The following is a 21,436-nucleotide window of genomic DNA, read 5'->3' as shown; positions in this document are numbered from 1 at the left end:
TGAAAGTGCCCCTGATGTTCGAGTATCGCCACTCCCGAAACACTGTCACCATGACTTTCCGGCCAGTCTCTTGGCATATTCACCGCCTGCTCTGGCCGAAAATGCACCGGCCAAAGGGCGCCTCCGTCATTACCCGGGAGGTAATCGACCCACCCACCGCGGCTCGGGCATGGTGGTCACACCGGATCGGCGAAACCCCGGATCCGGTTCCTGACCAGCAGATATGACCTCGATGGAGGCTGATTCGCCATGACCGTGAACACCAACAGTTACGACAGCGCCGTCGCCCGTTACTTCGAGGCCTGGAACGCCACCGAGCCGGAGGCCCTGCAGAAGGCGGTCGCCGCGGCCTGGACCGCGGACGGCAGCTACACCGACCCGCTCGCCGACGTCCGCGGGCACGACCAGATCGCCGCTGTGATCGCCGCGGCCCACGAGCAGTTCCCGGGCTTCGCTTTCCGCCCCCTCGGCGCGGTGGACGGGCACCACGACACCGCGCGGTTCGGCTGGGAGCTGGTGAACGAGGCGGACGGCTCGGCGCCGGTGGCGGGGTTCGACGTGATCACGCTGGACGGCGAGGGCCGGATCCGGCAGGTCCTGGGCTTCCTGGACCGGCTGCCGGGCGCCTGAGGCCGGGGCGCAGACGGGTTTTCCCGCTCGCGGCGGACGACAAGAAGTCCGGCACGGCGGGAAATCCGGCACGGCGGGAAATGCGGCACGGCGGGAAATGCGGACGCGGAATGCACCGCCGTCCTGCGGAAAAGCCTGGAGAAATGCGGCTGGACCCAGGCGGTCCGGCCACGGTCCGCCGCATTCTTCGGCACCCGCGAACCGGTCAGGCTCGAGCGTGCTGCCGTACGCCGTCGACCCAGAGGCGGCGGCCCGCCTCTGGGTGGGCGGCGAGCGGCTTACGGCCTGACGATCGCGTCGATCCGGGCCAGTTCCTCGTCCTCGAAGTCCAGGTTGCGGATCGTGCCGACGCTGTCCTCGATCTGCTGCGGGCTGCTCGCGCCGACCAGGGCGGAGGTCACCCTGCCGCCCCGGAGCACCCAGGCCAGGGCCAGCTGGGCCAGGGTCTGGCCGCGGGACTTGGCGATCTCGTCCAGGGCGCGCAGGCGACCGACCAGGTCCTCGGTGACCGCGTCCGAGTTCAGGAAGGGGCTGTCGCTCGCCGCCCGGGAGCCCTCGGGGATGCCGTCGAGGTAGCGGCCGGTGAGCAGGCCCTGCTCCAGCGGGGAGTACACGATGGAACCGACCTGCAGCTCGTCCAGAGCGTCCAGCAGGCCCTCGTCCTCGGGGCGCCGGTCGAGCATCGAGTAGCGCGGCTGGTGGATGAGGAGTGGGGTGCCGAGTTCGCCGAGGATGCGGGCGGCCTCGCGGGTCTGCTCCGCCGAGTAGTTGGAGACGCCGACGTAGAGCGCCTTGCCCTGCTGGACCGCGGAGTGCAGGGCGCCCATCGTCTCCTCCAGGGGAGTCTCCGGGTCGGGGCGGTGCGAGTAGAAGATGTCGACGTAGTCGAGGCCCATCCGCTTCAGGCTCTGGTCGAGCGAGGAGAGCAGGTACTTGCGCGAGCCCCATTCGCCGTACGGGCCGGGCCACATCAGGTAGCCGGCCTTGGTGGAGATCACCAGCTCGTCGCGGTACGGCGTGAAGTCGGCCGTCAGGGCCTCGCCGAGCGCGGACTCGGCGGCGCCGGGCGGCGGGCCGTAGTTGTTGGCGAGGTCGAAGTGGGTGACACCGAGGTCGAAGGCGCGGCGCAGGATGGCGCGCTGGGTCTCGACGGGCCGGTCGGGCCCGAAGTTGTGCCACAGGCCGAGGGACAGCGCGGGGAGCTTCAGGCCGCTTCGCCCGGTGCGCCGGTAGGGCATGTCGGCGTAACGGTCGGGGTGTCCGGTGTACAACGCGACTCCAGAGGGGTTGGCACAGGTGAGTCCGGTTCCGGGGAACCGGTGCCTACTCTGTCGCGGCCCGCGGGCAGTGGTCCAACAGGAGAATCCGATGGAATTCAGCGGATACGCTTCTGAGTCATGGAACTGCGCCATCTCCAGCACTTCGTCGCGGTCGCCGAGGACCAGCATTTCACCCGCGCCGCCGAACGCCTCATGGTGTCCCAGTCCGGCCTGTCGGCGTCCATCCGGGCGCTGGAGCGGGAGCTGCGGGCGCCGCTGTTCGTGCGCACCACCCGGCGGGTGACGCTCACCGAGGCGGGGCGCGCGCTGCTGGTGGAGGCCGAGCGGATCCTGGCGCAGGTGCGCTCGGCGCACGAGGCGGTGGCGGCGGTGCAGGGCGTGCTGCGCGGCACCCTGGCGCTGGGCACCGAGCAGTGCATCGCCGGGGTGCATGTGGCGCGGCTGCTGGCGGCCTTCCGGCGGCGCCATCCGGACGTGGAGATCCGGCTGCGGCAGGCGGGCTCGGGCGCGCTGGCCGAGGAGGTCACGGCCGGGCGGCTGGACCTGGCCTTCGCCTACCGGACCCAGGCGGACGACGACCAGCTGCGCTCGGTGTCGCTGACCAGCGAGCCGATGACCGTCCTGTGCCATCCCAGCCACCGGCTCGCCTCGGCCGGCGCGGTGCTGACACCGGACGACCTGGCCGGAGAGGTCTTCGTGGACTTCCACCCGGACTGGGGGCCGCGCCGCACCACCGACGCCGCCTTCACGACGGCCGGCGTCCGGCGCACGGTCGCGCTGGAGGTCAATGACGTGCACAGCCTGCTGGACCTGGTGGACGAGAACCTCGGCATCGCCGTCGTACCGCGGCACTTCCGGCACAAGCGGCCCTCGCTGACGGCGCTCCCACTGAAGGGCACGGGCGAGGCGGAGTACGAGACCGTGGCCCTGCTGCCGCCGGAGCGCGCGACGAGCCCCGCGGCCCGCGCCCTGGTCCAGCTGCTGGAAACAGAGGCTCTGACACCTCCCCAGGCCTGCTGATTCGGGACGGGTGCCGCTCGGCTTCCACGGAAGCCGGATTCCGCACGCATGACCGCGCGCGATGCGCCATGGTGGACGCATGCATGCGAAGGACATCCTCATCGACGGCTACGGCCGCATCCAGGAAGAAGTCCATGCCGCCCTCGACGGCCTCGGACCGGACGAGCTGCACTCCCGGCCGGCCCCCGACGCCAACTCCATCGCCTGGCTCGTCTGGCACCTGACCCGGGTGCAGGACGATCACATCGCCGACGCCTTCGACCTGGACCAGGTGTGGCTGTCCCAGGACTGGCAGAAACGCTTCGGCCTCGACCTGCCCCACCACGACACCGGCTACGGGCACACACCCGCGAAGGTCGCGAAGGTGCGGGTCGAGTCGTCCGACCTGCTCACCGGGTACTACGACGCCGTGCACGAGCAGACCCTCGGCGCCCTGCGCGGGCTGGCCGCCAAGGATCTCGAACGGGTTGTGGACGTGCGCTGGGATCCCCCGGTCACCCTGGGCGTGCGCCTGGTGAGCGTCCTGTCCGACGATCTACAGCACATCGGACAGGCCGCCTACCTGCGGGGGCTCGTTCAGAGCGCGGACTTGTAACCCGGCAGGACCACGTCCTCGATGAGGGCGTTGCGCTCGTCGAACGGGATGAACGCGCTCTTGAGGGCGTTCACGGTGACCGTGCGCAGGTCCTCGACGGTCCAGCCGGCCTCCTCGACCAGCAGGGACATCTCCCGGGTCATCGTCGTGCCGGAGACCAGCCGGTTGTCGGTGTTGAGGGTGACCCGGAAACCCAGGTCCTTCAGCGCGGTGATGGGGTGCTCGGCGATCGAGGTGGCGCAGCCCGTCTGGAGGTTGGAGGTCGGGCACATCTCCAGGGCGATCCGGCGGTCGCGCACCCAGCCGGCCAGGCGGCCGAGCTTGCCGTCGACGATGTCCTCGGTGATGCGCACGCCGTGCCCGATGCGCTGGGCGCCGCACACCTGCAGCGCCTGGTGGATGCTGGGCAGGCCGTGCGCCTCACCGGCGTGGATGGTGAACGGCACGCTCTCGCGGCGCAGGTGCTCGAAGGCGGCCAGGTGGTCGGCGGGCGGGAAGCCGTCCTCGGCACCGGCGATGTCGAAGCCGACGACACCGGCGTCGCGGTAGGCGACGGCCAGCTCGGCGGCCTCGCCGACGCGGTCGAACATGCGCATGCCGCAGAGCAGGGTGCCGACGCGGACGGGCGTGCCGGCGGCGGCCGCCTTGGCCATGCCGGCGGCGAGGCCCTCCTGGACGGTCTCCACGACCTCGTTCATCGTCAGCCCGCCCCGGGTGTTCAGCTCGGGCGCGTAGCGCACCTCGGCGTAGACGACGCCGTCGGCGGCCAGGTCGAGGACGTACTCCTCGGCGACGCGCAGCAGGCCCTCGCGGGTCTGCATGACGGCGAGGGTGTGCTCGAAGGTGGCTATGTAGCGGACCAGGTCGCCGGAGTTGGCGGCCTCGAAGTACCAGGCGGCCAGCTCGTCGGGGTCGTTGGTGGGCAGGGTGTGGCCGACCGCGGCCGCCAGTTCGACGACGGTGGCGGGGCGCAGGCCGCCGTCGAGGTGGTCGTGCAGGACGGCCTTGGGCAGGCGGCGGATCACTTCGGCGTCTACGCGCGTAGCAGTCATGGCGGGTCTTTCCTTGAGCAGGTGGTTCGAAGCGGCGGGAGAGGCGTGCGGCGGGAGCAGCGTGCCGCGGGAGGATGTTCAGTCGGCGGGCTGGAGCAGGTCCCAGCGGTTGCCGTAGAGGTCCCGGAAGACGGCGACCGAGCCGTACGGCTCGTGGCGCGGCTCCTCCAGGAAGGTCACGCCGGCGGCCGCCATGCGGGCGTGGTCGCGGGCGAAGTCGTCGGTGTGCAGGAAGAACCCGACCCGTCCGCCGGTCTGGTCCCCGATCCGGGCGCGCTGGTCCTCGCCCTTGGCGCGGGCGAGCAGCAGGCCGGTGCCGTGGCTGTCACCGGGCTCCACGACGACCCAGCGGGAGCCGTCCGGCCGGGGCTCGTCCGCGGCCAGCCGGAATCCGAGGGCCTCGGTGTAGAAGCGGATGGCCTCGTCGTAGTCGTCCACGACGAGGGTGACCAGGGCAACGCGGCGCATCGGAGCCTTCCGGTGAGGGTGGTTAGCGGGTGAGGTTATACGTAAAACGTCGTGGACGCCAGTCACCCCTCGCACGGGTGGTCTCGTCCGGGTCCGAGGATCGGTGGGTCAGGGGTTCTCGTCGCCCTGGGCGACCTCGACCCGGTGGTGGAAGTCGGCCATTCCGGTCACCGAGGCCACGCAGGAGACGGCGGCACAGGCGAGCAGGAGCGCGGCGATGCGCCGACCGGTCCGGTGCGCGGCCCGGGGGGCGGCCAGCAGGGCCTGGACACGCTGCGGGACGGGGCCCGTCGTCGCCGCTGCGGCGAAGTCGGGGCGCTCCGAGCGGGCGGCCTGGCCGGCGAGGGCGGCGCGGGCGATGGCGCGGGCGGTCAGACGCCGGTCGCCGACGGAGGCCGCGGCGGCCTCGTCCGCGGCGCGCTCGGCGGCGAGCCGGATCGTCTCGCGGACCGGGCGCAGGGCGGGATGGCAGTGCGCCGCGAGTTCGGCGGCGGCCAGGAAGTAGTGGTGGCCGCCCTCGTTGTGCGCCCGCTCGTGCGCGAACAGCGCCTCACGCTCGGGGGCGTCGAGGCTGCGCAGCATGGCGGTGGTGACGACGATGCGGTGCGGGCGCCCGGGCAGGGCGTACGCGTCCGGGCGGGGCGAGTCCACCACGCACAGGTCGCCGGCGGCGGGTCCGCGCCCGGCCGCCGAGCGGGCGGCCCGGAAGGCGCGGGTCTGGTGCAGGACCGAGCGGACGAGGGTCCAGCCGCACACGGCGAGGGCGCCGACGGAGGTCGCGGCGGCGGGCAGCACGACGAGGTCCGAGGCGGTGCGCAGCGGGCGGACCAGTTCGCCGAGCGCGGCGAACAGCGGCACCTTGAGCAGGCCGGTCAGCACGAACGCGCCGAGCGCGGCCAGCGAGCTGCCCGCGAGGACGAGCGCACAGACGGTGACCGCCCACAGCGCGACGACCGGGGCGAGCCGGTCCAGGGCCCGCCTGGCCAGTGCCGGGAGGGCGAACGGCAGCAGGAGCGGCAGCAGGAGCAGTACGGTCATCAGGCGTCGGATTCGAGCAGGTCCCGCAGGATGCGTTCGTCGTCGGGGCTGAGCTGGGCGACGAAGCGGGCGAGGACGGTCTCGCGGTCGGTGTCCCGGTCGAGTTCGGTGTGCATCCGGCGGGCGGTGAGGCCCTGGGCGTCCTGGAGCGGGAAGTAGGCGTAGCCGCGGCCCTGGCGGCGCCGCTCGACCATGCCCTTGTCGTGCAGACGGGTGAGGATCGTGGTCACCGTCGTACGTGCGAGGTCCGCGCCGAGGTTCAGCTGGACCTGGCCGGGCGTCTGGGGCGCGCCGGCGGCCCACAGGGCGGCCATGACGCTCGCTTCGAGCTCGCCTGCCGGCCGGCGTTCGTCCTTGGCGTCGGTCATGGGAACGTTCCTCACCCCGTCTTCGTCTACAGTTCGGAAGACCGTCTACACCATTGTAGTCAGCCAGGTGCTGTCCTGGGCCGTGCGCCCGCACGCCCATTATGAGAGGGGCCACCGACCATGTCCGAACGGCTGTGTGCGAACCGTCCGCTGCCCTTCCTCGACGGCTCCTGTCCGCCCGGCGCGGCGCGCGCCTTCGCGATACGCACCTTCCGTCTCCGACCGGACCCGACGACGGAAGAGCCTCTCCGACATGCGCGCCCTGTTTCCTCCCTCCCCGCTCCTGTCCGCGCGCCGCGCCCTCGGCCTGCTGCGGCGCCGTCTGGGCCGGGCCGTGGCCGTGATGTACGCGGCCGCCGCGCTGCTGCCCGACCCGGGACTGTGGCTACGGCACCCCCACTCCCTCGGGTTCGCCGGACTCGCTGAACTGCGCCTCGGCATACCGCAGTTCCTGCTGGCCCTGGTCCTGTTCGGCGCGGGGCTGCAGGTCCCGCTGCGGGAGCTGGGCCTCCTGCTGCGCCGGCCCGCCGCATTGCTCGCCGGGCTGGCCCTGCATGTGCTGGCGCCGCTGCTGATCGTGCCCGGGGTGGCGTTCGCGCTGCGGCAGTCGCCGGACCAGGACGGCGGCAGCGGCATGGTGACGGCGATGATCCTGGTCGTCGCCATGCCGGTGGCGGCCGGGGCGACGGTGTGGACCGCGAAGGGCGACGGGGATCAGCCCACGGCCGTCGGGCTGGTCCTCGCGTCGACGCTGGTCAGCCCGCTGACCGTGCCGCTGACTCTGGCCGCGCTGGGCCCGCTGCTGCACGGCTCCTACGCGGGCCGGCTGGCCACCACCGCCTCGGCGGCCGGGGACTCCTTCGCACTGACCTCGGTGGTCCTGCCCTGCGCTCTCGGCCTGCTGGGCCGGCTCGCGCTGCCCGAAGGCGCCCGCGACCGGCTGCTCGGCGCGGTGGTCCCGGCGGCGCTGCTGGGCTCGCTCCTGCTGACGTATGTGAACGCCAGCGGGGTCCTCGGCCCCTTCCTGCGCCATCCGCGCCCGATCCTGCTCGCGGCCGCGCTGGCCGTCGCCGCCACCGTGTGCGGCCTGTCCTTCACCCTGGGCGGCGTCACCGCGCGCCTGCTGCGCCTGGACGCCCGGGCCGGCGCCTCGGTGACCCTGGCCTGCGGCATGAACAACAGCAGCGCGAGCGCCGTGCTGATCACGACCGCGCTCCCCGACCGCCCCCAGATCCTGCTGCCGGTGCTCGCGTACGGGCTGCTGCAGAAGGTGGCGGCGGGGCGGGTGGTGCGCGGTGCGGAACGCCGGCCGCCCCGGGACCGATGGCCCGAGGGCGGCCGACCGGGCGTCAGACGGCCCGCGCGTGAAGGGCGTTCAGCCGCTCCAGCTCCTCCTGGCTGAGCCGCAGGGCGGCCGCGGCGACGTTCTCCGTCAGGTGGTCCGGGTTGCCGGTGCCGGGGATGGCGAGGACGTGCGGGCCCTGGTGCAGGGTCCAGGCGGTGCGGATCTGCGCGGGGCTCACGCCGTGCGCGCGGGCGACGGCGATCACCTCGTCGTCGTCGCGCGACCCGGCCGCGCCGCGCTCGGCGCCCTCGCCCGCGACGGCGAAGTAGGGCACGAAGGCGATGCCCCGTTCGCCGCACATCCGCAGGAGTTCGTGGGCCTGCGGGTCCGGGACGTCCAGCGCGTACCGGTTCTGCACGGAGACGACGGGGGCGATCTCCAACGCCTCGGTCAGGTGCCGGGGTTGGATCGCCGAGACGCCGAGGTGCCGTACCAGGCCTGCCTCCCGCAGTTCGGCGAGGGCACCGAAGTGTTCGGCGATGGAGTCCTGGCGCATCCGGCGCAGATAGACGAGGTCGAGGTGGTCCCGGCCGAGCTGGCGCAGGTTCTCCTCGACGTGCCCGCGCAGCTGGTCGGGCCGGGCCGAGGAGGTGCCCCACTCACCGGAGTAGTCGCGGAAGGGGCCGACCTTGGTCGCGATGACCAGGTCGTCGGCGTACGGCGCGAGGGCGGTGTTGATGAGTTCGTTGGCGGAGCGCAGGGAGGAGAAGTAGAACGCGGCCGTGTCGATGTGGTTCACACCGAGTTCCACGGCCCTGCGCAGGACGGCGATCGAGCGTGCGCGGTCGCTGACGGTGCCGAGATGGAAGGCAGCGCTGCCCGTCAGCCGCATGGCACCGAAGCCGATGCGGTGGACGGGCAGGTCGCCGAGCCCGAAGGTACCGGAGGCGTCCGCGGTGATCGTTTCAGCAGTCATCGGCGGAGTTTCGCACACCGGCCCCGGAGCCGTCCGTTCAGCCGAGCGGCTTGGACAGCACGGCCTTGCGGTGGCTGAACGTCTCGATCGAGTAGCGCCCGTGGTAGCTGCCCATGCCGCTCTCCCCCACACCGCCGAACGGCAGGTCGGAGACGGTGAGGTGGGCGAGCGGCAGGCCGTAACCGAGGCCGCCGGAGGAGGTCTCGGCGGCGATGCGCCCGCGTGTCCGGTCCGACTCGCTGAAGACGTACAGCGCGAGCGGCTTGTCGCGGTCGTTGATGAAGTCGATCGCCGCGTCCAGGCCGGGCACGGTCACGACCGGCAGGATCGGGCCGAAGATCTCCTCCTGCATCACGGGGGACTTCGGGTCGACGTCCACGAGCACGGTCGGCGCAATGTACTTGTCCGTACGGTCGCTGCCGCCGCCGACCGCCACCCGGCCGGAGTCGAGCAGGGCGGAAAGCCGGTCGAAGTGGCGCTCGTTGACGATCCGGCCGTACTCGGGCGAGGCCTGCGGGTCGGCGCCGAAGAGGGCCTCGACGGCACGGACCAGCGCGCTCTCCAGGGCGGCGGCGGTCTCCGGGTCGGTGAGGACGTAGTCGGGGGCGACGCAGGTCTGGCCGGCGTTCAGGAACTTGCCGCGCGCCAACCGGTCGGCGACCACGTCGAGGTCGGTGCCGCGGTCGACGAACACCGGTGACTTGCCGCCCAGTTCGAGGGCGACCGGGGTGAGGTGCTCGGCGGCGGCGCGCATCACGATGCGGCCGACGGCGCCGTTGCCGGTGTAGAAGATGTGGTCGAAGCGCTCGGCGAGCAGGGCCGTGGTCTCCGGGATGCCGCCCTCGACCACGGCGACGGCGTCCGTGTCGAGGTAGGCGGGGATCAGCTCGGCCAGCGCGGCCGAGGTGGCCGGGGCCAGTTCGCTGGGCTTGGCCACGACCGCGTTGCCGGAGGCCAGTGCGCCGACCATCGGGGCGAGCAGGAGCTGGGCCGGGTAGTTCCAGGGGGCGATGACGAGGACGACGCCGAGCGGGTCGTACTGCGTCCAGGCCGTCGCGTCGCCCCCGAGGTGCGCCGGGACGGGCGCGGACTCCGGGCGCAGCCACTCGTCCAGGTGCTCGAGGGTGTGGTCGATCTCCCGGACGGTGAAGTCGATCTCGGTGCGATAGGCCTCGGTGCTGCTCTTGCCCAGGTCGGTGTGGAGGGCGGCGGCGAGGGCGGCGCCGTTCTCCGTGAGCATCGCGCGCAGGCGCCGGAGCTGGCCGGTGCGCCATTCGACGGGCTTGGTGCGGCCGGTGCGGAAGGTGGCGCGCAGCCGGGCCACGACGTCGGCGGGCTGCTCGGGGGTGGAGTGGTTCACGGATGCCTCGCTGGTGGTGCACGGGCTGGGTCGGCCCGAGCGTAGGGTCTCGAACGGTCAGATGTAAATGCCAACCTTTCAGGTGCCCAAGTAAATTCCACCTGCTGTCGTCGGTGACGAGGGTCACGTCGCCCCCTGGTCCAGCTCCCGTCGGCGCCGCTCCAGGTACGCCCGCTCGGCCTCGCTCGCGGCCAGCTCGACGGCCTTCGCGTACTCCCCCGCGGCCTCGGCGGGCCGGTCGAGGCGGCGCAGCAGGTCGGCGCGGACGGCGTGCAGGACGTGGTAGCCGGCGAGGTCGAGGGAGTCGACCAGGTCCAGGGCCTCGGCCGGGCCCTCGACCTCCGCCACCGCGACCGCCCGGTTCAGCGCGACGACCGGCGACGGGGCGACGGCCGTCAACTGGTCGTACAGGCGCAGGATCTGGCCCCAGTCGGTGGCGGCGGCGATCGGTGCGTCGCTGTGTACGGCGTTGATCGCGGCCTGGATCTGGTACGGCCCCGGCCGGTCGCGGCGCAGACAGCGCCGGACCAGGTCCTGGCCCTCGGCGATCAGACCCCGGTCCCACCGGCCGCGGTCCTGCTCGGGCAGCGGCACCAGGGCGCCGTCCGTGTCCCGCCGGGCCGGTTGGCGCGCCTCGATCAGCAGCATCAGTGCGAGCAGTCCGGTGGCCTCGGGTTCGTCCGGCATCAGCTCGGCGAGCAGCCGGCCGAGCCGTACGGCTTCCGCGCACAGGGCGGGGTCGCCGGTGTAGCCCTCGTTGAAGATCAGGTAGACGACGGCGAGGACTCCGCCGAGCCGGTCGGGCAGGTCGGCGTCGCGGGGCACGCGGTACGGGATGCCCGCGTCGCGGATCTTGGCCTTCGCCCGCACCAGCCGCTGGGCGAGGGTCGGCTCGGGGACCAGGAAGGCGCGGGCGATCTGGGCGGTGCTCAGGCCGCCGAGCAGGCGCAGGGTGAGGGCGACCCGGGACTGCGGGGCGAGTGCGGGGTGGCAGCAGGTGAAGATCAGACGGAGCCGGTCGTCGCGCACGGGGCCCTCCTCGGGCGGTGCGTCGGGCGCGTACAGCAGGGCGGCCTCGGCGTGCCGGGCGTCCCGGGAGGACTCGCGGCGCAGCCGGTCGACGGCCCGGTTGCGGGCGGTGGTGATGATCCAGCCGGCCGGGCTCGGCGGCACGCCGGTCTCCGGCCACTTGCGCACGGCGGTGGTGAAGGCGTCCTGCACCGCCTCCTCGGCGAGGTCGATGTCGCCGAGGAAGCGGACGAGGACGGAGACCGCGCGCCCGTACTCCGCGCGGAAGACGGCCTCGATGTCAGGAGCCTCGACCATCAGTGCTGGTCCACGAACGGCCGTACCTCGATGGGCAGGGTGGTCGCCAGGGCTGCCTTGCGCCCCCACTCCAGGGCCTCGTCCAGGTCGGCGGCCCGGATCAGACAGAGACCGCCCAGGTACTCCTTGCCCTCGGCGAAGGGGCCGTCGGTGATGAGGACGTCGCCGTCCTTGGGACGGAGCATGGTGGCGGTCTCCGGGCCGTGCAGGCCACCGGCGAAGACCCAGGCTCCGGCCGCGCGCAGTTCGTCGTTGAAGGCCTCGACGTTGCGCATGATCTCGGCGAGCGCGTCGGGGGCGGGGGGCTGTCCGCCGGCGGGCTGGACCACGCTGAGCAGGTAGTGCTTCATGATGTCCTCCTGGGCTTCCGCCCGGGCGTCTTCCCGGGTTCGGGGGTGTCTGTCACCTCCTACACGAACGGCCGGAGCCCGGATCGACACCGCGCGCCACGGATCCGGAAGAAAAATTCGCCGGCGATCTTCGGAAGAATCTCCCGCATGACCATCACCGCACATCCGCTCGTCGTCCGCGCCCGGCGGCTCGCCGCCGATCTGCTCGTCCCCGAGGCCGAGCGGGTGGACCAGGAAGGCGTCCCCGCGAGCCACATCGAGGCGGTGAAGGAGTCCGGGCTGCTCGGTGTGGTCGCACCCGTCGCATACGGCGGCTCCGGGGCATCGCCGGCCGTGCTGCGGGAGACCGCGGAGATCCTGGCCGGGGCGTGCTGCTCGACCTGGTTCGTGCAGACGCAGCACCACACGCCGGTGCAGACCCTGGCGAAGAGTGAACTGCCGGTGCGCGAACGCCTGTTGGGTCCGCTCTCGCGCGGCGAGCTGCTGTCCGGGGTGGCGTACGCGCATCTGCGGGCCCATCCGCGCGTGCCGGTGCGGGTCCGGCGGGAGGGCGGCGGCTGGCGGTTCGACGGGTCCGTCCCCTGGTACACCGGATGGGGCCTGAACGACGTCATGCTGCTCGCCGGGGTGACCGAGGCCGACGAGGCCCTGTTCGCCTTCGTCGACGCACGCGACCAGCCGGGCCTGCGGGCCTCGGCGCCGCTGCGCCTCGCGGCGCTCACCGCCGCCCGTACGGTGTCGCTGGAGCTGGACGGCCTGTGGGTGCCCGAGGAGGCGGTGGCCCTGCGGACGCCGTACGCGTCGTGGGCGCCCGCCGACCGGGCCAGGACGCTCAACGCCAACCCGGCGGTCTTCGGTATCGCGGAGGCGGCGCTGTCCCTGCTGGACGAGGAGTCCGCCGGCCCGCTGCATGCCCGCCTCGCCGACATCCGCCGCCGCGCCTACGCCCTGGCCGACCACCCGGCGCCGTTCGAGCGGGCCGCGGAGCGTCTGGCCGTGCGGGCCGAGGCGTACGAGGTCCTGGGTACGGCCACCACGGCGGCGGTGGTGGCTGGCGGCGGCCGCGCGATGTCCCTGACCAGCCGAGCCCAACGACTCGCCCGCGAGGGGCTGTTCCTGCTGGTGCAGGGGCAGACGGCGGAGACGAGGATGGCGCACCTGCGGGCACTGACCGGCACCGGGGGCGGTAGATCGTCCAGCGAGGTGGTCACCGAGCCCGGGGTGTAGCCGCGGAACGCGGCCGCCTGGGCCAGGTGCACCACGCCGTGCAGGCCGAAGCCGTTGTCATGAACCCACAGACGTGAACCCGCAGTCCGCCAGGTCGAGTTGCCGCTCAGCTCGTGAACGGCACCTGGGCCGAGGGTGCCGCCGTGCTCCCGTCGGGATGCCGCCACAGACCCTGTGCGGCGAGCCGGGGCAGTACGCCCTCGCCGAACCAGTACGCCTCCTCCAGGTGCGGGTAGCCGGAGAGGACGAACTCGTCGATGCCGAGGGCGTGGTACTCCTTGATCCGCTCGGCGACCTCGTCGTGGCTGCCGACCAGGGCCGTGCCCGCGCCCCCGCGCACCAGGCCGATGCCGGCCCACAGGTTGGGGTGGATCTCCAGGCCGTCGCGGCTGCCGCCGTGCAGGGCGAGCATGCGCTGCTGGCCCTCGGACTCGCTGCGGCCGAGGCCCGCCTGCACGGACCGTACGGTCTCCGTGTCGAAGCCGTCGAGCAGCCGGTCCGCCTCGGCCCAGGCCTGCTCGGAGGTGTCCCGGGTGATGACGTGCAGCCGGATGCCGAAGCGCAGGGTACGGCCGTGCCGTGCGGCCAGTTTCCTGATCCAGGCGATCTTCTCCGCGACCTGTGCGGGCGGCTCGCCCCAGGTCAGGTAGACGTCGACGTGCCGGGCGGCGATCTCCCCGGCGATGGGCGAGGAGCCGCCGAAGTAGACCTCGGGCACCGGATCGGGCACCCGGCTCAGCCGCGCGTCCTCGACCTGGAGGTGCTCCCCGCTCAGGTCGACGCTCTTGCCCTCCCACAACTCCCGTACGATCTGCAGGAATTCGCCGGTACGACGGTAGCGGTCGTCCTTGTCGAGGAAGTCGCCGTAGGCCCGCTGCTCATGGCTCTCGCCGCCGGTGACCACGTTGAGCAGGAGCCGTCCGCCGGTCTGCCGCTGGAAGGTGGACGCCATCTGCGCGGCGAGCGTCGGCGAGACGAAGCCGGGCCGGAAGGCGACCAGGAACTTCAGCCGCTCGGTGTGCTGGCTGACCATGGCGGTGGTCAGCCACGCGTCCTCGCACCAGGCGCCGGTCGGGGTGAGCGCGCCGACGAAACCCAGGTCCTCGGCGGCCCGCGCGATCTGGCTCAGGTAGGCGACCGTCGGCGGCCGGTCCCGGCCGGAGGCGGTGGCCGGGGTGCCGTGGCCGCCGCCGACGACGTGCCGGCTGTCGCCGTTGGTGGGCAGGAACCAGTGGAAGGTGAGGGACACGTGGGGGTCTCCGATCAGAGCAGGCCGTGTCGGGGCGGCCGGGTTCCGGTCAGCACGTACCGGCCGATGTGCTGGATCTTCCAGCGGGTCGGGTCGTGCAGGGTGTGGGTACGGGCGTCGCGCCAGTAGCGGTGCAGGTTCGGTGAGTTGAGCGCGGAGCGGGTGCCGGACACCTCGAACAGGGCGCCCGCGACGTCCACCGCGGCCTCGGCCGCGCGTACCTTGGCGGCGGCGACCGCGATGGACGCCTCGGCCGCCGTGTCGTCGGTGAGGTGAGGGCGGGCCGCGTCCACCGTGCGGGCGGCCTCGCGCAGCAGCGCCTCGGCCGTCCGCACCTGGAGGGCGAGTTCGCCGAAGCGCTGGACGAGGAGCGGGTCCTCGGCGGCGGTCTCGGCCTCGCTCTCGAACCACGGGCGGCTCTTGGTGCGCACGAACTCCGCGGCCTCGGCGAGTGCGGCCCCGGCGATGCCGGTGTCGATGGCGGCGTGCAGCAACTGGGCGACGGTTCCGTGGAGTTGTGGTTCCTGGAAGGTGAGGTGGTGGGGCAGGACGCGGTCGGCGGGCACGGGTACGGCGTCCAGGCGGACGGTTCCGCTGGCCGTGGTCCGCTGGCCCATGCCGTCCCAGTCGTCGATCACCGTGAGGCCGGGGGCGTCCCGGGGGACGTAGGCGACGTGCAGGTCGTCGTCCTCGGCGCGCGCGAGCACGGGGATCCAGTCGGCGAACAGGGCGCCGGTGGAGTAGTGCTTGACGCCCTCGAGGACGTACGACCCGTCCGGCCGGGGCTCCAGGCGGGTGCGGATGTCCTGGACGTGCCGGGTGCCCGCCTCCGACTGCGCGTTGCCGAACCGGCGGCCGGACAGCAGCTCGGCGAAGAAGAACTTCCGCTGCTCGTCGGTGCCCTGACGGCGGATCACGTTGACGTAGGCGAAGTGGCTCTGCGGGATCTGGGCGAGGCTGCCGTCGGCGGACCCCAGCAGCCGGAAGATCTCCGCGAGGGTCCGCGTGCTCACGTCCGCGCCGCCGTGCTCGGCGGGCACGGTCACGGCGAGCAGCCCGGACGCGGACAGCCGGTCCAGCTCGGCGCGCGGCAGCCGGCGTTCGGCGTCCCGTTCGGCGGCCCCGGCCCGGAACTCCTCGGCCAGGGCCGCGGCGACCACGAGCGCCTCCGCGTCGTCGGCGATGACATGGGCGGTCATGGTGCTCAGCTCGCCGCCGCCAGTACCGGGGTGCGGTCCAGGGCCGCCGAGAACTGGTCCACGATCTGTCCCAGCGCCTCGGCGGTGGCCGGGGCCACGGTGAGCGAGCCGTCCTCCCGTACGGTGATGTCCTTGTCGAGGGTGAACCAGCCCTGGACGATGTGGGCGGCACCCATGGAGTTCAGCACCGGGCGCAGCGCGTAGTCGATGGCGAGGACGTGTGCGGTGGAGCCGCCGGTGGCGAGCGGCAGCACGGTCTTGCCGGTGAGCGCGTACTGCGGCAGCAGGTCGAGGAGCGCCTTGAGGACTCCGGAGTACGACGCCTTGTAGACGGGGGTGCCGACCACGACGCCGTCGGCCCGGGCGAACAGCTCGGTCGCCTCGACGATGGCCGGATGCTGGAAGTCGGCGCCGAGCAGGGCCTCGGCCGGGATCGTGCGGACGTCCAGCGGTATCACCTGGTGTCCCTGGGCGATCAGCCGCTGGTCCAGGTGGCGCAGCAGGCGGCCGGTGCGCGAGGAGGCGGAGGGACTGCCGGAGACGGACAGGACGGTGGCCATGGGGTGCCTCATTCTGGGTGCCGGACGCCCGCACGGGGACGGGCGCGCGAGAGGGAGGGAGTCAGGCGTGGGCGGGGACGGACCCGGGCTCCGGGAGCCCGGCCTCCAGCGGGGGCGTCGAGGGGCTTGGGCTTGAGTGAGAAGTCGCGCAACCGGTAGACGTCAGGGCGCTGCGGGCATGCGGAACTCCTGTTGCGGAATTGCTCGGTGCCTTTCCGGGCACGCCGAATTCAATGCGCGCCGAACGCGGCGGAATTCAGGCGAGAGCGGAAAGGTGGAAGAGCGAAGAATCGCGGCGGATCGGAGAGAGTCGGGCGATCAGGCCGCGGCGCAACAGGAGGCGCTGGAGACGCGCGCGAGGTCGACATGGCGTCGCCGCGTGAGGTCCAGTCGCATCGTCATGTCGTCGATCGTGGCAGCCGCCCGCGAGGGCCGTCAAGGAAAACCCGACCGGTCTCGTATCGCGGACCATTGAATTTCACGAGGGTGTGACAGGAAAACCCTTGAACCCGCTCCGCCCGGCCGCGCATTCTGCGGTGGTGCGGACCGAACAACTGGAATACCTGGCGGCCGTGACCCGGCTCGGCTCACTGCGCCGGGCGGCCGACGAACTGCGCCTGTCCCAGCCGGCGTTGAGCGAGACGGTGCGCAATCTGGAGCGGGAGCTGGGCGTCGACCTGCTGGAGCGCAAGCGGTCGGGCGCGACGATGAGCGCGGCCGGCCGGGAGCTGCTGCCGCACATCGTCAGCGTGCTGGAGGCGGTCGACCGGCTGCGCGCCGCGGCGGGCGAGCAGCACCGCGTCAGCCGGATGGTGCGCGTCGGCACGGTCAACGCGGCGACGGTGCCGCTGCTGATCCCCGTGCTGCGGGAGTTCCGGGCGGCGCACCCCCTCACCCAGGTCGAGGTGGTGGGGGCGCAGCAGCCGGAGATCCGGCGCGGGCTGGTGGAGGGCGGCTTCGACCTGGGTCTGGTCAATCACCTGGACGGCGACGACGTACCCGCCGGCGTGGAGTCCACGCAGCTGCTGAACGGCCGGCCCGTGGTGTGTCTGCGCGCGGACAGCCCGCTCGCCGCGCGGTCCGTGGTGACCGTCGAGGACCTGCTCGGCGTGCCGCTGATCGCGATGCGCGCCGGGTATGTGATGCACCGGTACGTGCACCGGCTGCTGGCCGGCCGCACCCCGGCGTTCTCGTACTCGACGGACGGTGCGGAGATGGGCAAGCTGCTGGTCGCCGAGGGGCTGGGGGTGACGGTTCTGCCGGACTTCAGCGTGGTCGGGGACCCGCTGGAGCGGAGCGGCACGATCGTCCACCGGCCGCTCGCCGACGAGACGACCCGGGTACTGCTGATGCTCCAGCGCCGCCGCGCCGAGTCGGTGCCGCAGGCGGCGCGGGAGCTGCACACGGCGTTCGTACGCCGGGCGCGGGAGCTGTCGGCGCGCTGAGGGCCGCGTACTCCTTCGTGGGCCAGGCCGCCCGGGATCGGCGCGGCCGTGCCGGGCCGGCTCACTCGCGACGCCTGCATCCGCCGGCCGCCCCGCTCCGGAATCTCTCAGTGTCCGCACCCCGCGTCCCGGAGCAGCGCCATGTACGTCTCGATCGTCCTGTTCACCGCCGATCTGCGCCTGCACGACCACCCGCCCCTGCGGGCCGCGCTGGACGGCGCCCGTGAGGTCGTCCCCCTGTTCGTCCACGACCGGGGCGTGACGGACGCGGGGTTCGCGGCGCCCAACCGGCTGGCGTTCCTCGCGGACTGCCTGCGGGATCTGGACGCCGGGCTGCGCGAGCGCGGCGGCCGGCTCGTGCTGCGCTCCGGTGACGTCGTCACGGAGGTGTGCAGGGTGGCGGCGGAGGCCGAGGCCGACGAGGTGCACCTGGCGGCCGACGTCAGCGCCTACGCGCAGGCCCGGGAGCAGCGGCTGCGGCGGGCCCTGGAGGCGGACGGACGGCGGCTGCACGTCCACGACACGGTGACCTGCGCGGTGGCCCCCGGCACGGTGACCCCGGCCGCCTCGGACCACTTCGCCGTGTTCACACCGTACTTCCGCAAGTGGTCGGCGCAGGGGCTGCGGGGCGTCCTCCGCGCGCCCCGCTCGGTCCGGGTACCGGAGGGCATCGCGTCCGAGGGGCTGCCGTCCCGTGCCGCGCTGCCGGGGGTGTCACGGGGGCTGGCCGCGGGCGGGGAGACGGAGGGCCGCGTGCGCCTCGCCGCGTGGCTGCGGACCGGCGTCGCCGCCTACGCGGACCGGCACGACGACCTGGCCGGCGACGCGACCTCTCACCTCTCCCCGCACCTGCACTTCGGCACGCTGTCCCCCGTCGAGCTGGTCCACCGGGCGCGCGGAAGGGGCGGTCCGGGTGCGGAGGCGTTCGTACGGCAGCTCGCGTGGCGCGACTTCCACCGTCAGGTGCTGGCGGCACGGCCCGCCGCGGCCGACGCCGACTACCGTACGCGGCACGACCGTTGGCGGTCACTGGAAACGGCACGGGAGGACGTCGAGGCCTGGCGTGCGGGCCGTACCGGCTATCCGGTGGTCGACGCGGCGATGCGCCAGCTGCGGCACGAGGGCTGGATGCACAACCGCGGCCGGCTGCTGACGGCGAGCTTCCTCACCAAGACGCTGTACGTCGACTGGCGCGTGGGCGCCCGGTACTTCCTGGAGCTGCTGGTCGACGGCGACGTGGCCGACAACCAGCTGAACTGGCAGTGGGTGGCCGGGACGGGCACGGACACCCGCCCCCACCGCGTTCTCGATCCGGTCACCCAGGGCAAGCGGTACGACCCCGACGGTACGTACGTCCGGCGATGGGTGCAGGAACTGAGGGGCGTCGAGGGACGCGCGGTGCACGAGCCGTGGAAACTCCGGGATCCGGAGCGGGCGGTCGCCGGTGCGTATCCGGACCCGATCATCGAACTGGCCGACGGGCTGGCCCGCTTCAAGCGGGCCCGCGGACGCGACTGAGGACGGTCCGCCCGCTCTGCGGGGCGTTCTACCGTTCCCGGCCCGGTTGCCGGCAGGCCACCGCCAGCGCGTCGAGGGCTTGGGGCAGGCTCGTAGGGCGGAGCATGCCGCGACTGGGCCGGCCCGCCCAGCCGGGGCCGCCGAGCAGGACCAGCGGCCGCGACCTGGCTCCCTTCACCCCCCACTCGGTGGCCGCGATGTGCTGCGCCAGCGGCAGGCAGGCGGTGGAGCGGGCCTGCGCCCACAGCACCACGGCGGCCGGGCCCAGGCGCCGTACCGCCGCCGCGAGCGCCTCCGCGGGGACGGCGGCGCCGAACATCCGTGTGGCGATGCCGAGTTGACTCAGTCCGGCGTTGAGCGCCTCCAGGGGCAGGGTGTGCTGTTCGCCGGGCACGCAGGCCAGCAGGACGGGGCCCGCGGCCGTGGGACCGGCGGACGTGACGGGCGGCCGGGTGTGCCGGCGCAGGGTGGTGGAGACGTGCCAGGACAGCAGGTGCTCCACCTCCACATAGCGGTCTCCGGACGTGGCCCACTTGCGGCCCACGGCATGCAGGGTGGGCACCATGACCTCCTGCCAGGCGCGGGTGAGGCCGAACCCGGCCACGGCGGCGGCCAACCGCTCCTCCACGGTCGGCGCGTCCAGCCGTACCGCCGCGCGGGCCAGGCCACGGCACTCCTGGCGCACGTCGCCCGAGGGCGACGCGGCGGCCGTGGTGGAGTGCGCGGGCGCGGGTCCGCCGGTGATCGCCTCGTCCTGGGCGGCGCGGGGCTGGGGCCCACCCGCGGAGGCCTCGTTCCGTGCGGCCCGGGCCGCCTCGGCGGGGGCCAGTCCGGCCGAGGTCAGCCGGCACATCGTCTCCAGCACGGCCACGTCCCGTGGCGACCAGCGCCGGTGCCGGCCCGCCACGCGCTCGGCGGGGCCGATGCCGTAGCGGCGTTCCCAGGAGCGCAGGGTGGTGGGTGAGACCCCGAGCCGGCGGGCGAGGGCGCCCGTGGTCAGACCCGCCTCGGCCGCCCCCCGGTCCGGAGCGGAGGGACCGGCACCGACACGCTTTCCGTCCACACCGCGACTATACGATGCAGAATCAATGCGGGTTGAGGCCGCGGATCCGCGCTCCGAGGATGACGGCACCGTCTCATCCGAGGAGCCGTGATCATGCAGCACCACGCCGAGGAGCGCTGCAGCGACGAGGAGCTGGAACGGAGCCTGCCGACGGGCGACGACGCCTGCCTGGCCGCGATCCACCGACGCTGGTCCGCGCTCGTGTACGGCCTGGCGCGGCGTTCGCTGGGCGATGCCGGGGAAGCGGAGGACGTCGCCCAGCAGGTGTTCCTCGGGGTGTGGCGGGGGCGGCACGGATACCGGCCCGAGCGCGGTCCGCTGGCCGGCTGGATCGTCTGCATCACCCGGCGCAGGATCGCCGACGCCCTGTCCGCGCGGACCCGGCGGGCGTTCCTGATCACGGCCGCGGGCTCGACCCTCGCGCTCACCGGCACCACCGAGCCGGGCCCCGAGGCAGCGCTGGACCGCCTCCTCGTCCGGCACGCACTGGCCCAACTGCCCGCGCCGCAGCGGGAGGTCCTGCGTCTGGCCTTCTACGAGGACCTCACCCAGACCCAGATCGCCGCGCGCACGGGGTGGCCCCTCGGCACCGTGAAGAGCCACGCCCGGCGCGGCCTGGACCGGCTCCGGCACTTGCTCGGGCCGGTCCGGGCCGAAGCCGTCGATGCGGAAACGCTGCGGTTTCCCGGAGATCGCCGCTGAGGCGCCGCTCCCCTCCGTCGGCCCCCGGAGAGAGTCGGCGCTCTTCGGGGGCTCTCCTCCCTGCCGGACCACACGGCCAAAGGGACGCACCGACCTCTACACATAAAGGGCGAATAAGAGGAAACTGGGTACGCGGCGCTTACCGCACACCGCACCTGACGCGGTCAGGTACGTGACGAAGGAGACGAGTCATGGCCAACGTCTCGCACAGGGGTGACATGGCAACCCACCCCGATATCTCCGAAATGCGGGCACGCTACGCCCGCATGCTCGGTGGCCGTGATGTGGCGCTGGTGGACGGGCCGGTATTCCTGCTCGGCCTGTACTGCGCGGCATCTCCGTGGATCCTGCACTACACGACAAGCCAGCCGGCGCTCGCGACCCACAACCTGATCGTGGGCATCGCGATAGGCCTGCTGGCACTGGGGTTCACCACGGCCCCGGAGCGGATGTACGGCCTCAGCTGGGCCATGTGCGCGATGGGTGTCTGGATGATCATCGCGCCGTGGGTCGTGGGCAGCAGCCCGGACACCGGCGTGATCCTCAACAACGTCATTATCGGCGCGCTGGCCTTCGTTCTCGGCCTGATGTGCGCCGGTACGGCGGCGAAGAGCGTCCCCAAGCCATAAGGACAAGACACGAGGAAGGGAGGACCACGTCGAAGGAGTCGAAGGAGTCGAAGGAAGTGAAGGCCACGAAAGGAAGACGAGGCCGGTCCACCCGGG

The 21,436-nt window shown here is 72.9% G+C and carries 23 protein-coding genes; 9 read left to right on the top strand and 14 right to left on the bottom strand.

From position 1 onward, the window contains the following. The first annotated feature begins 249 nt into the window (after window positions 1-249). Window positions 250-630, top strand: a complete 381-nt coding sequence (locus CRP49_RS32340) for a nuclear transport factor 2 family protein (protein ID WP_094221750.1) — start codon at window positions 250-252, stop codon at window positions 628-630. Between the two features lie 278 nt (window positions 631-908). Here CRP49_RS32340 and mgrA read toward each other — a convergent pair whose 3' ends face one another. After that, complete coding sequence (gene mgrA / locus CRP49_RS32335) at window positions 909-1,901, bottom strand: L-glyceraldehyde 3-phosphate reductase (RefSeq protein ID WP_097256530.1); 993 nt, start codon at window positions 1,899-1,901, stop codon at window positions 909-911. Between the two features lie 126 nt (window positions 1,902-2,027). Between mgrA and CRP49_RS32330 the strand changes: the two genes are divergently transcribed. After that, window positions 2,028-2,930 carry a LysR family transcriptional regulator gene (locus tag CRP49_RS32330; protein WP_097256529.1) on the top strand — a complete coding sequence of 301 codons (903 nt, stop codon included), beginning with the start codon at window positions 2,028-2,030 and terminating at the stop codon, window positions 2,928-2,930. 79 nt (window positions 2,931-3,009) lie between these two features. Continuing rightward, window positions 3,010-3,525 carry a DUF664 domain-containing protein gene (locus tag CRP49_RS32325; protein ID WP_097256528.1) on the top strand — a complete coding sequence of 172 codons (516 nt, stop codon included), beginning with the start codon at window positions 3,010-3,012 and terminating at the stop codon, window positions 3,523-3,525. Here the strand turns inward: CRP49_RS32325 and CRP49_RS32320 are convergent. The 4 genes from CRP49_RS32320 to CRP49_RS32305 form a co-directional block, all read right to left on the bottom strand. Further along, window positions 3,507-4,577 carry an adenosine deaminase gene (locus tag CRP49_RS32320; protein WP_097256527.1) on the bottom strand — a complete coding sequence of 357 codons (1,071 nt, stop codon included), beginning with the start codon at window positions 4,575-4,577 and terminating at the stop codon, window positions 3,507-3,509. The two genes, CRP49_RS32325 and CRP49_RS32320, sit on opposite strands and share 19 nt — an antisense overlap. Before the next feature lie 78 nt (window positions 4,578-4,655). Further along, window positions 4,656-5,045 (bottom strand): VOC family protein, encoded by a 390-nt coding sequence (locus tag CRP49_RS32315; protein ID WP_097256526.1) that lies wholly within the window; start codon window positions 5,043-5,045, stop codon window positions 4,656-4,658. Between the two features lie 108 nt (window positions 5,046-5,153). Next, window positions 5,154-6,083: a M48 family metalloprotease gene (locus CRP49_RS32310; protein WP_097256525.1), complete on the bottom strand. Its 930-nt coding sequence runs from the start codon at window positions 6,081-6,083 to the stop codon at window positions 5,154-5,156. Continuing rightward, complete coding sequence (locus CRP49_RS32305) at window positions 6,083-6,451, bottom strand: BlaI/MecI/CopY family transcriptional regulator (protein WP_097256524.1); 369 nt, start codon at window positions 6,449-6,451, stop codon at window positions 6,083-6,085. Before CRP49_RS32305 ends, CRP49_RS32310 begins: the two co-directional genes overlap by 1 nt. 253 nt (window positions 6,452-6,704) lie before the next feature. Between CRP49_RS32305 and CRP49_RS32300 the strand changes: the two genes are divergently transcribed. Beyond that, window positions 6,705-7,853, top strand: coding sequence for a bile acid:sodium symporter (locus CRP49_RS32300; protein WP_097256523.1), 1,149 nt, complete (start codon window positions 6,705-6,707; stop codon window positions 7,851-7,853). Here CRP49_RS32300 and CRP49_RS32295 read toward each other — a convergent pair. The 4 genes from CRP49_RS32295 to CRP49_RS32280 form a co-directional block, all read right to left on the bottom strand. Then, a complete protein-coding gene (locus CRP49_RS32295; RefSeq protein WP_179851819.1) occupies window positions 7,801-8,712 on the bottom strand; it encodes an aldo/keto reductase in 912 nt (303 codons plus the stop codon). The genes CRP49_RS32300 and CRP49_RS32295 overlap by 53 nt on opposite strands. A 37-nt stretch (window positions 8,713-8,749) precedes the next feature. Next, window positions 8,750-10,072: an aldehyde dehydrogenase family protein gene (locus CRP49_RS32290; RefSeq protein WP_097256521.1), complete on the bottom strand. Its 1,323-nt coding sequence runs from the start codon at window positions 10,070-10,072 to the stop codon at window positions 8,750-8,752. A 123-nt stretch (window positions 10,073-10,195) separates the two neighbouring features. Next, entirely contained in the window at window positions 10,196-11,398 is a 1,203-nt protein-coding gene (locus CRP49_RS32285; protein ID WP_097256520.1) for an RNA polymerase sigma factor, read from the bottom strand. Further along, window positions 11,398-11,748, bottom strand: coding sequence for a YciI family protein (locus tag CRP49_RS32280; RefSeq protein WP_097256519.1), 351 nt, complete (start codon window positions 11,746-11,748; stop codon window positions 11,398-11,400). The genes CRP49_RS32285 and CRP49_RS32280 overlap by 1 nt, the downstream gene beginning before the upstream one ends. 147 nt (window positions 11,749-11,895) lie before the next feature. Here CRP49_RS32280 and CRP49_RS32275 point away from each other — a divergent pair, with 147 nt between their 5' ends. Continuing rightward, the gene (locus CRP49_RS32275; protein WP_097256518.1) at window positions 11,896-12,975 is read left to right on the top strand and encodes an acyl-CoA dehydrogenase family protein; all 1,080 of its coding nucleotides are present in this window, start codon (window positions 11,896-11,898) and stop codon (window positions 12,973-12,975) included. 106 nt (window positions 12,976-13,081) lie between these two features. Here CRP49_RS32275 and CRP49_RS32265 read toward each other — a convergent pair whose 3' ends face one another. From CRP49_RS32265 to CRP49_RS49230, 4 genes are all read right to left on the bottom strand, one after another. After that, window positions 13,082-14,224 carry an LLM class flavin-dependent oxidoreductase gene (locus tag CRP49_RS32265; RefSeq protein ID WP_097256517.1) on the bottom strand — a complete coding sequence of 381 codons (1,143 nt, stop codon included), beginning with the start codon at window positions 14,222-14,224 and terminating at the stop codon, window positions 13,082-13,084. Window positions 14,225-14,238: 14 nt separating this feature from the next. After that, window positions 14,239-15,423, bottom strand: a complete 1,185-nt coding sequence (locus CRP49_RS32260) for an SfnB family sulfur acquisition oxidoreductase (RefSeq protein ID WP_097256516.1) — start codon at window positions 15,421-15,423, stop codon at window positions 14,239-14,241. Window positions 15,424-15,428: 5 nt separating this feature from the next. Further along, a complete protein-coding gene (ssuE, locus tag CRP49_RS32255; protein ID WP_094221766.1) occupies window positions 15,429-15,983 on the bottom strand; it encodes an NADPH-dependent FMN reductase in 555 nt (184 codons plus the stop codon). A gap of 318 nt (window positions 15,984-16,301) precedes the next feature. After that, window positions 16,302-16,379, bottom strand: coding sequence for a putative leader peptide (locus CRP49_RS49230; protein WP_350786652.1), 78 nt, complete (start codon window positions 16,377-16,379; stop codon window positions 16,302-16,304). Window positions 16,380-16,522: 143 nt separating this feature from the next. On the opposite strand from CRP49_RS49230, the gene CRP49_RS32245 reads away from it, so the two are divergent. Both CRP49_RS32245 and CRP49_RS32240 read left to right on the top strand, forming a co-directional pair. Then, window positions 16,523-17,428, top strand: coding sequence for a LysR family transcriptional regulator (locus CRP49_RS32245; RefSeq protein WP_179851818.1), 906 nt, complete (start codon window positions 16,523-16,525; stop codon window positions 17,426-17,428). A 141-nt stretch (window positions 17,429-17,569) separates the two neighbouring features. Beyond that, window positions 17,570-18,946 carry a deoxyribodipyrimidine photo-lyase gene (locus tag CRP49_RS32240; RefSeq protein WP_097256514.1) on the top strand — a complete coding sequence of 459 codons (1,377 nt, stop codon included), beginning with the start codon at window positions 17,570-17,572 and terminating at the stop codon, window positions 18,944-18,946. A 28-nt stretch (window positions 18,947-18,974) separates the two neighbouring features. On the opposite strand, the gene CRP49_RS32235 is transcribed toward CRP49_RS32240, so the two are convergent. After that, the gene (locus tag CRP49_RS32235) at window positions 18,975-20,009 is read right to left on the bottom strand and encodes a MerR family transcriptional regulator (RefSeq protein WP_097256513.1); all 1,035 of its coding nucleotides are present in this window, start codon (window positions 20,007-20,009) and stop codon (window positions 18,975-18,977) included. Between the two features lie 93 nt (window positions 20,010-20,102). On the opposite strand from CRP49_RS32235, the gene CRP49_RS32230 reads away from it, so the two are divergent. Together CRP49_RS32230 and CRP49_RS32225 are read left to right on the top strand one after the other, a co-directional pair. Beyond that, the gene (locus tag CRP49_RS32230; RefSeq protein WP_097256512.1) at window positions 20,103-20,711 is read left to right on the top strand and encodes a sigma-70 family RNA polymerase sigma factor; all 609 of its coding nucleotides are present in this window, start codon (window positions 20,103-20,105) and stop codon (window positions 20,709-20,711) included. Between the two features lie 191 nt (window positions 20,712-20,902). Then, a complete protein-coding gene (locus tag CRP49_RS32225) occupies window positions 20,903-21,340 on the top strand; it encodes an SPW repeat protein (protein WP_094221770.1) in 438 nt (145 codons plus the stop codon). The last annotated feature ends 96 nt before the right edge of the window (window positions 21,341-21,436 follow it).

The sequence above is a fragment of the Streptomyces sp. Ag109_G2-15 genome (genome assembly GCF_900215565.1).
In the GTDB taxonomy this organism is placed as follows: Bacteria; Actinomycetota; Actinomycetes; order Streptomycetales; family Streptomycetaceae; genus Streptomyces; species Streptomyces diastatochromogenes.
The sequence above is the reverse complement of the archived record's forward strand: the minus strand, read 5'-3'. Positions and strand labels throughout refer to the sequence as shown.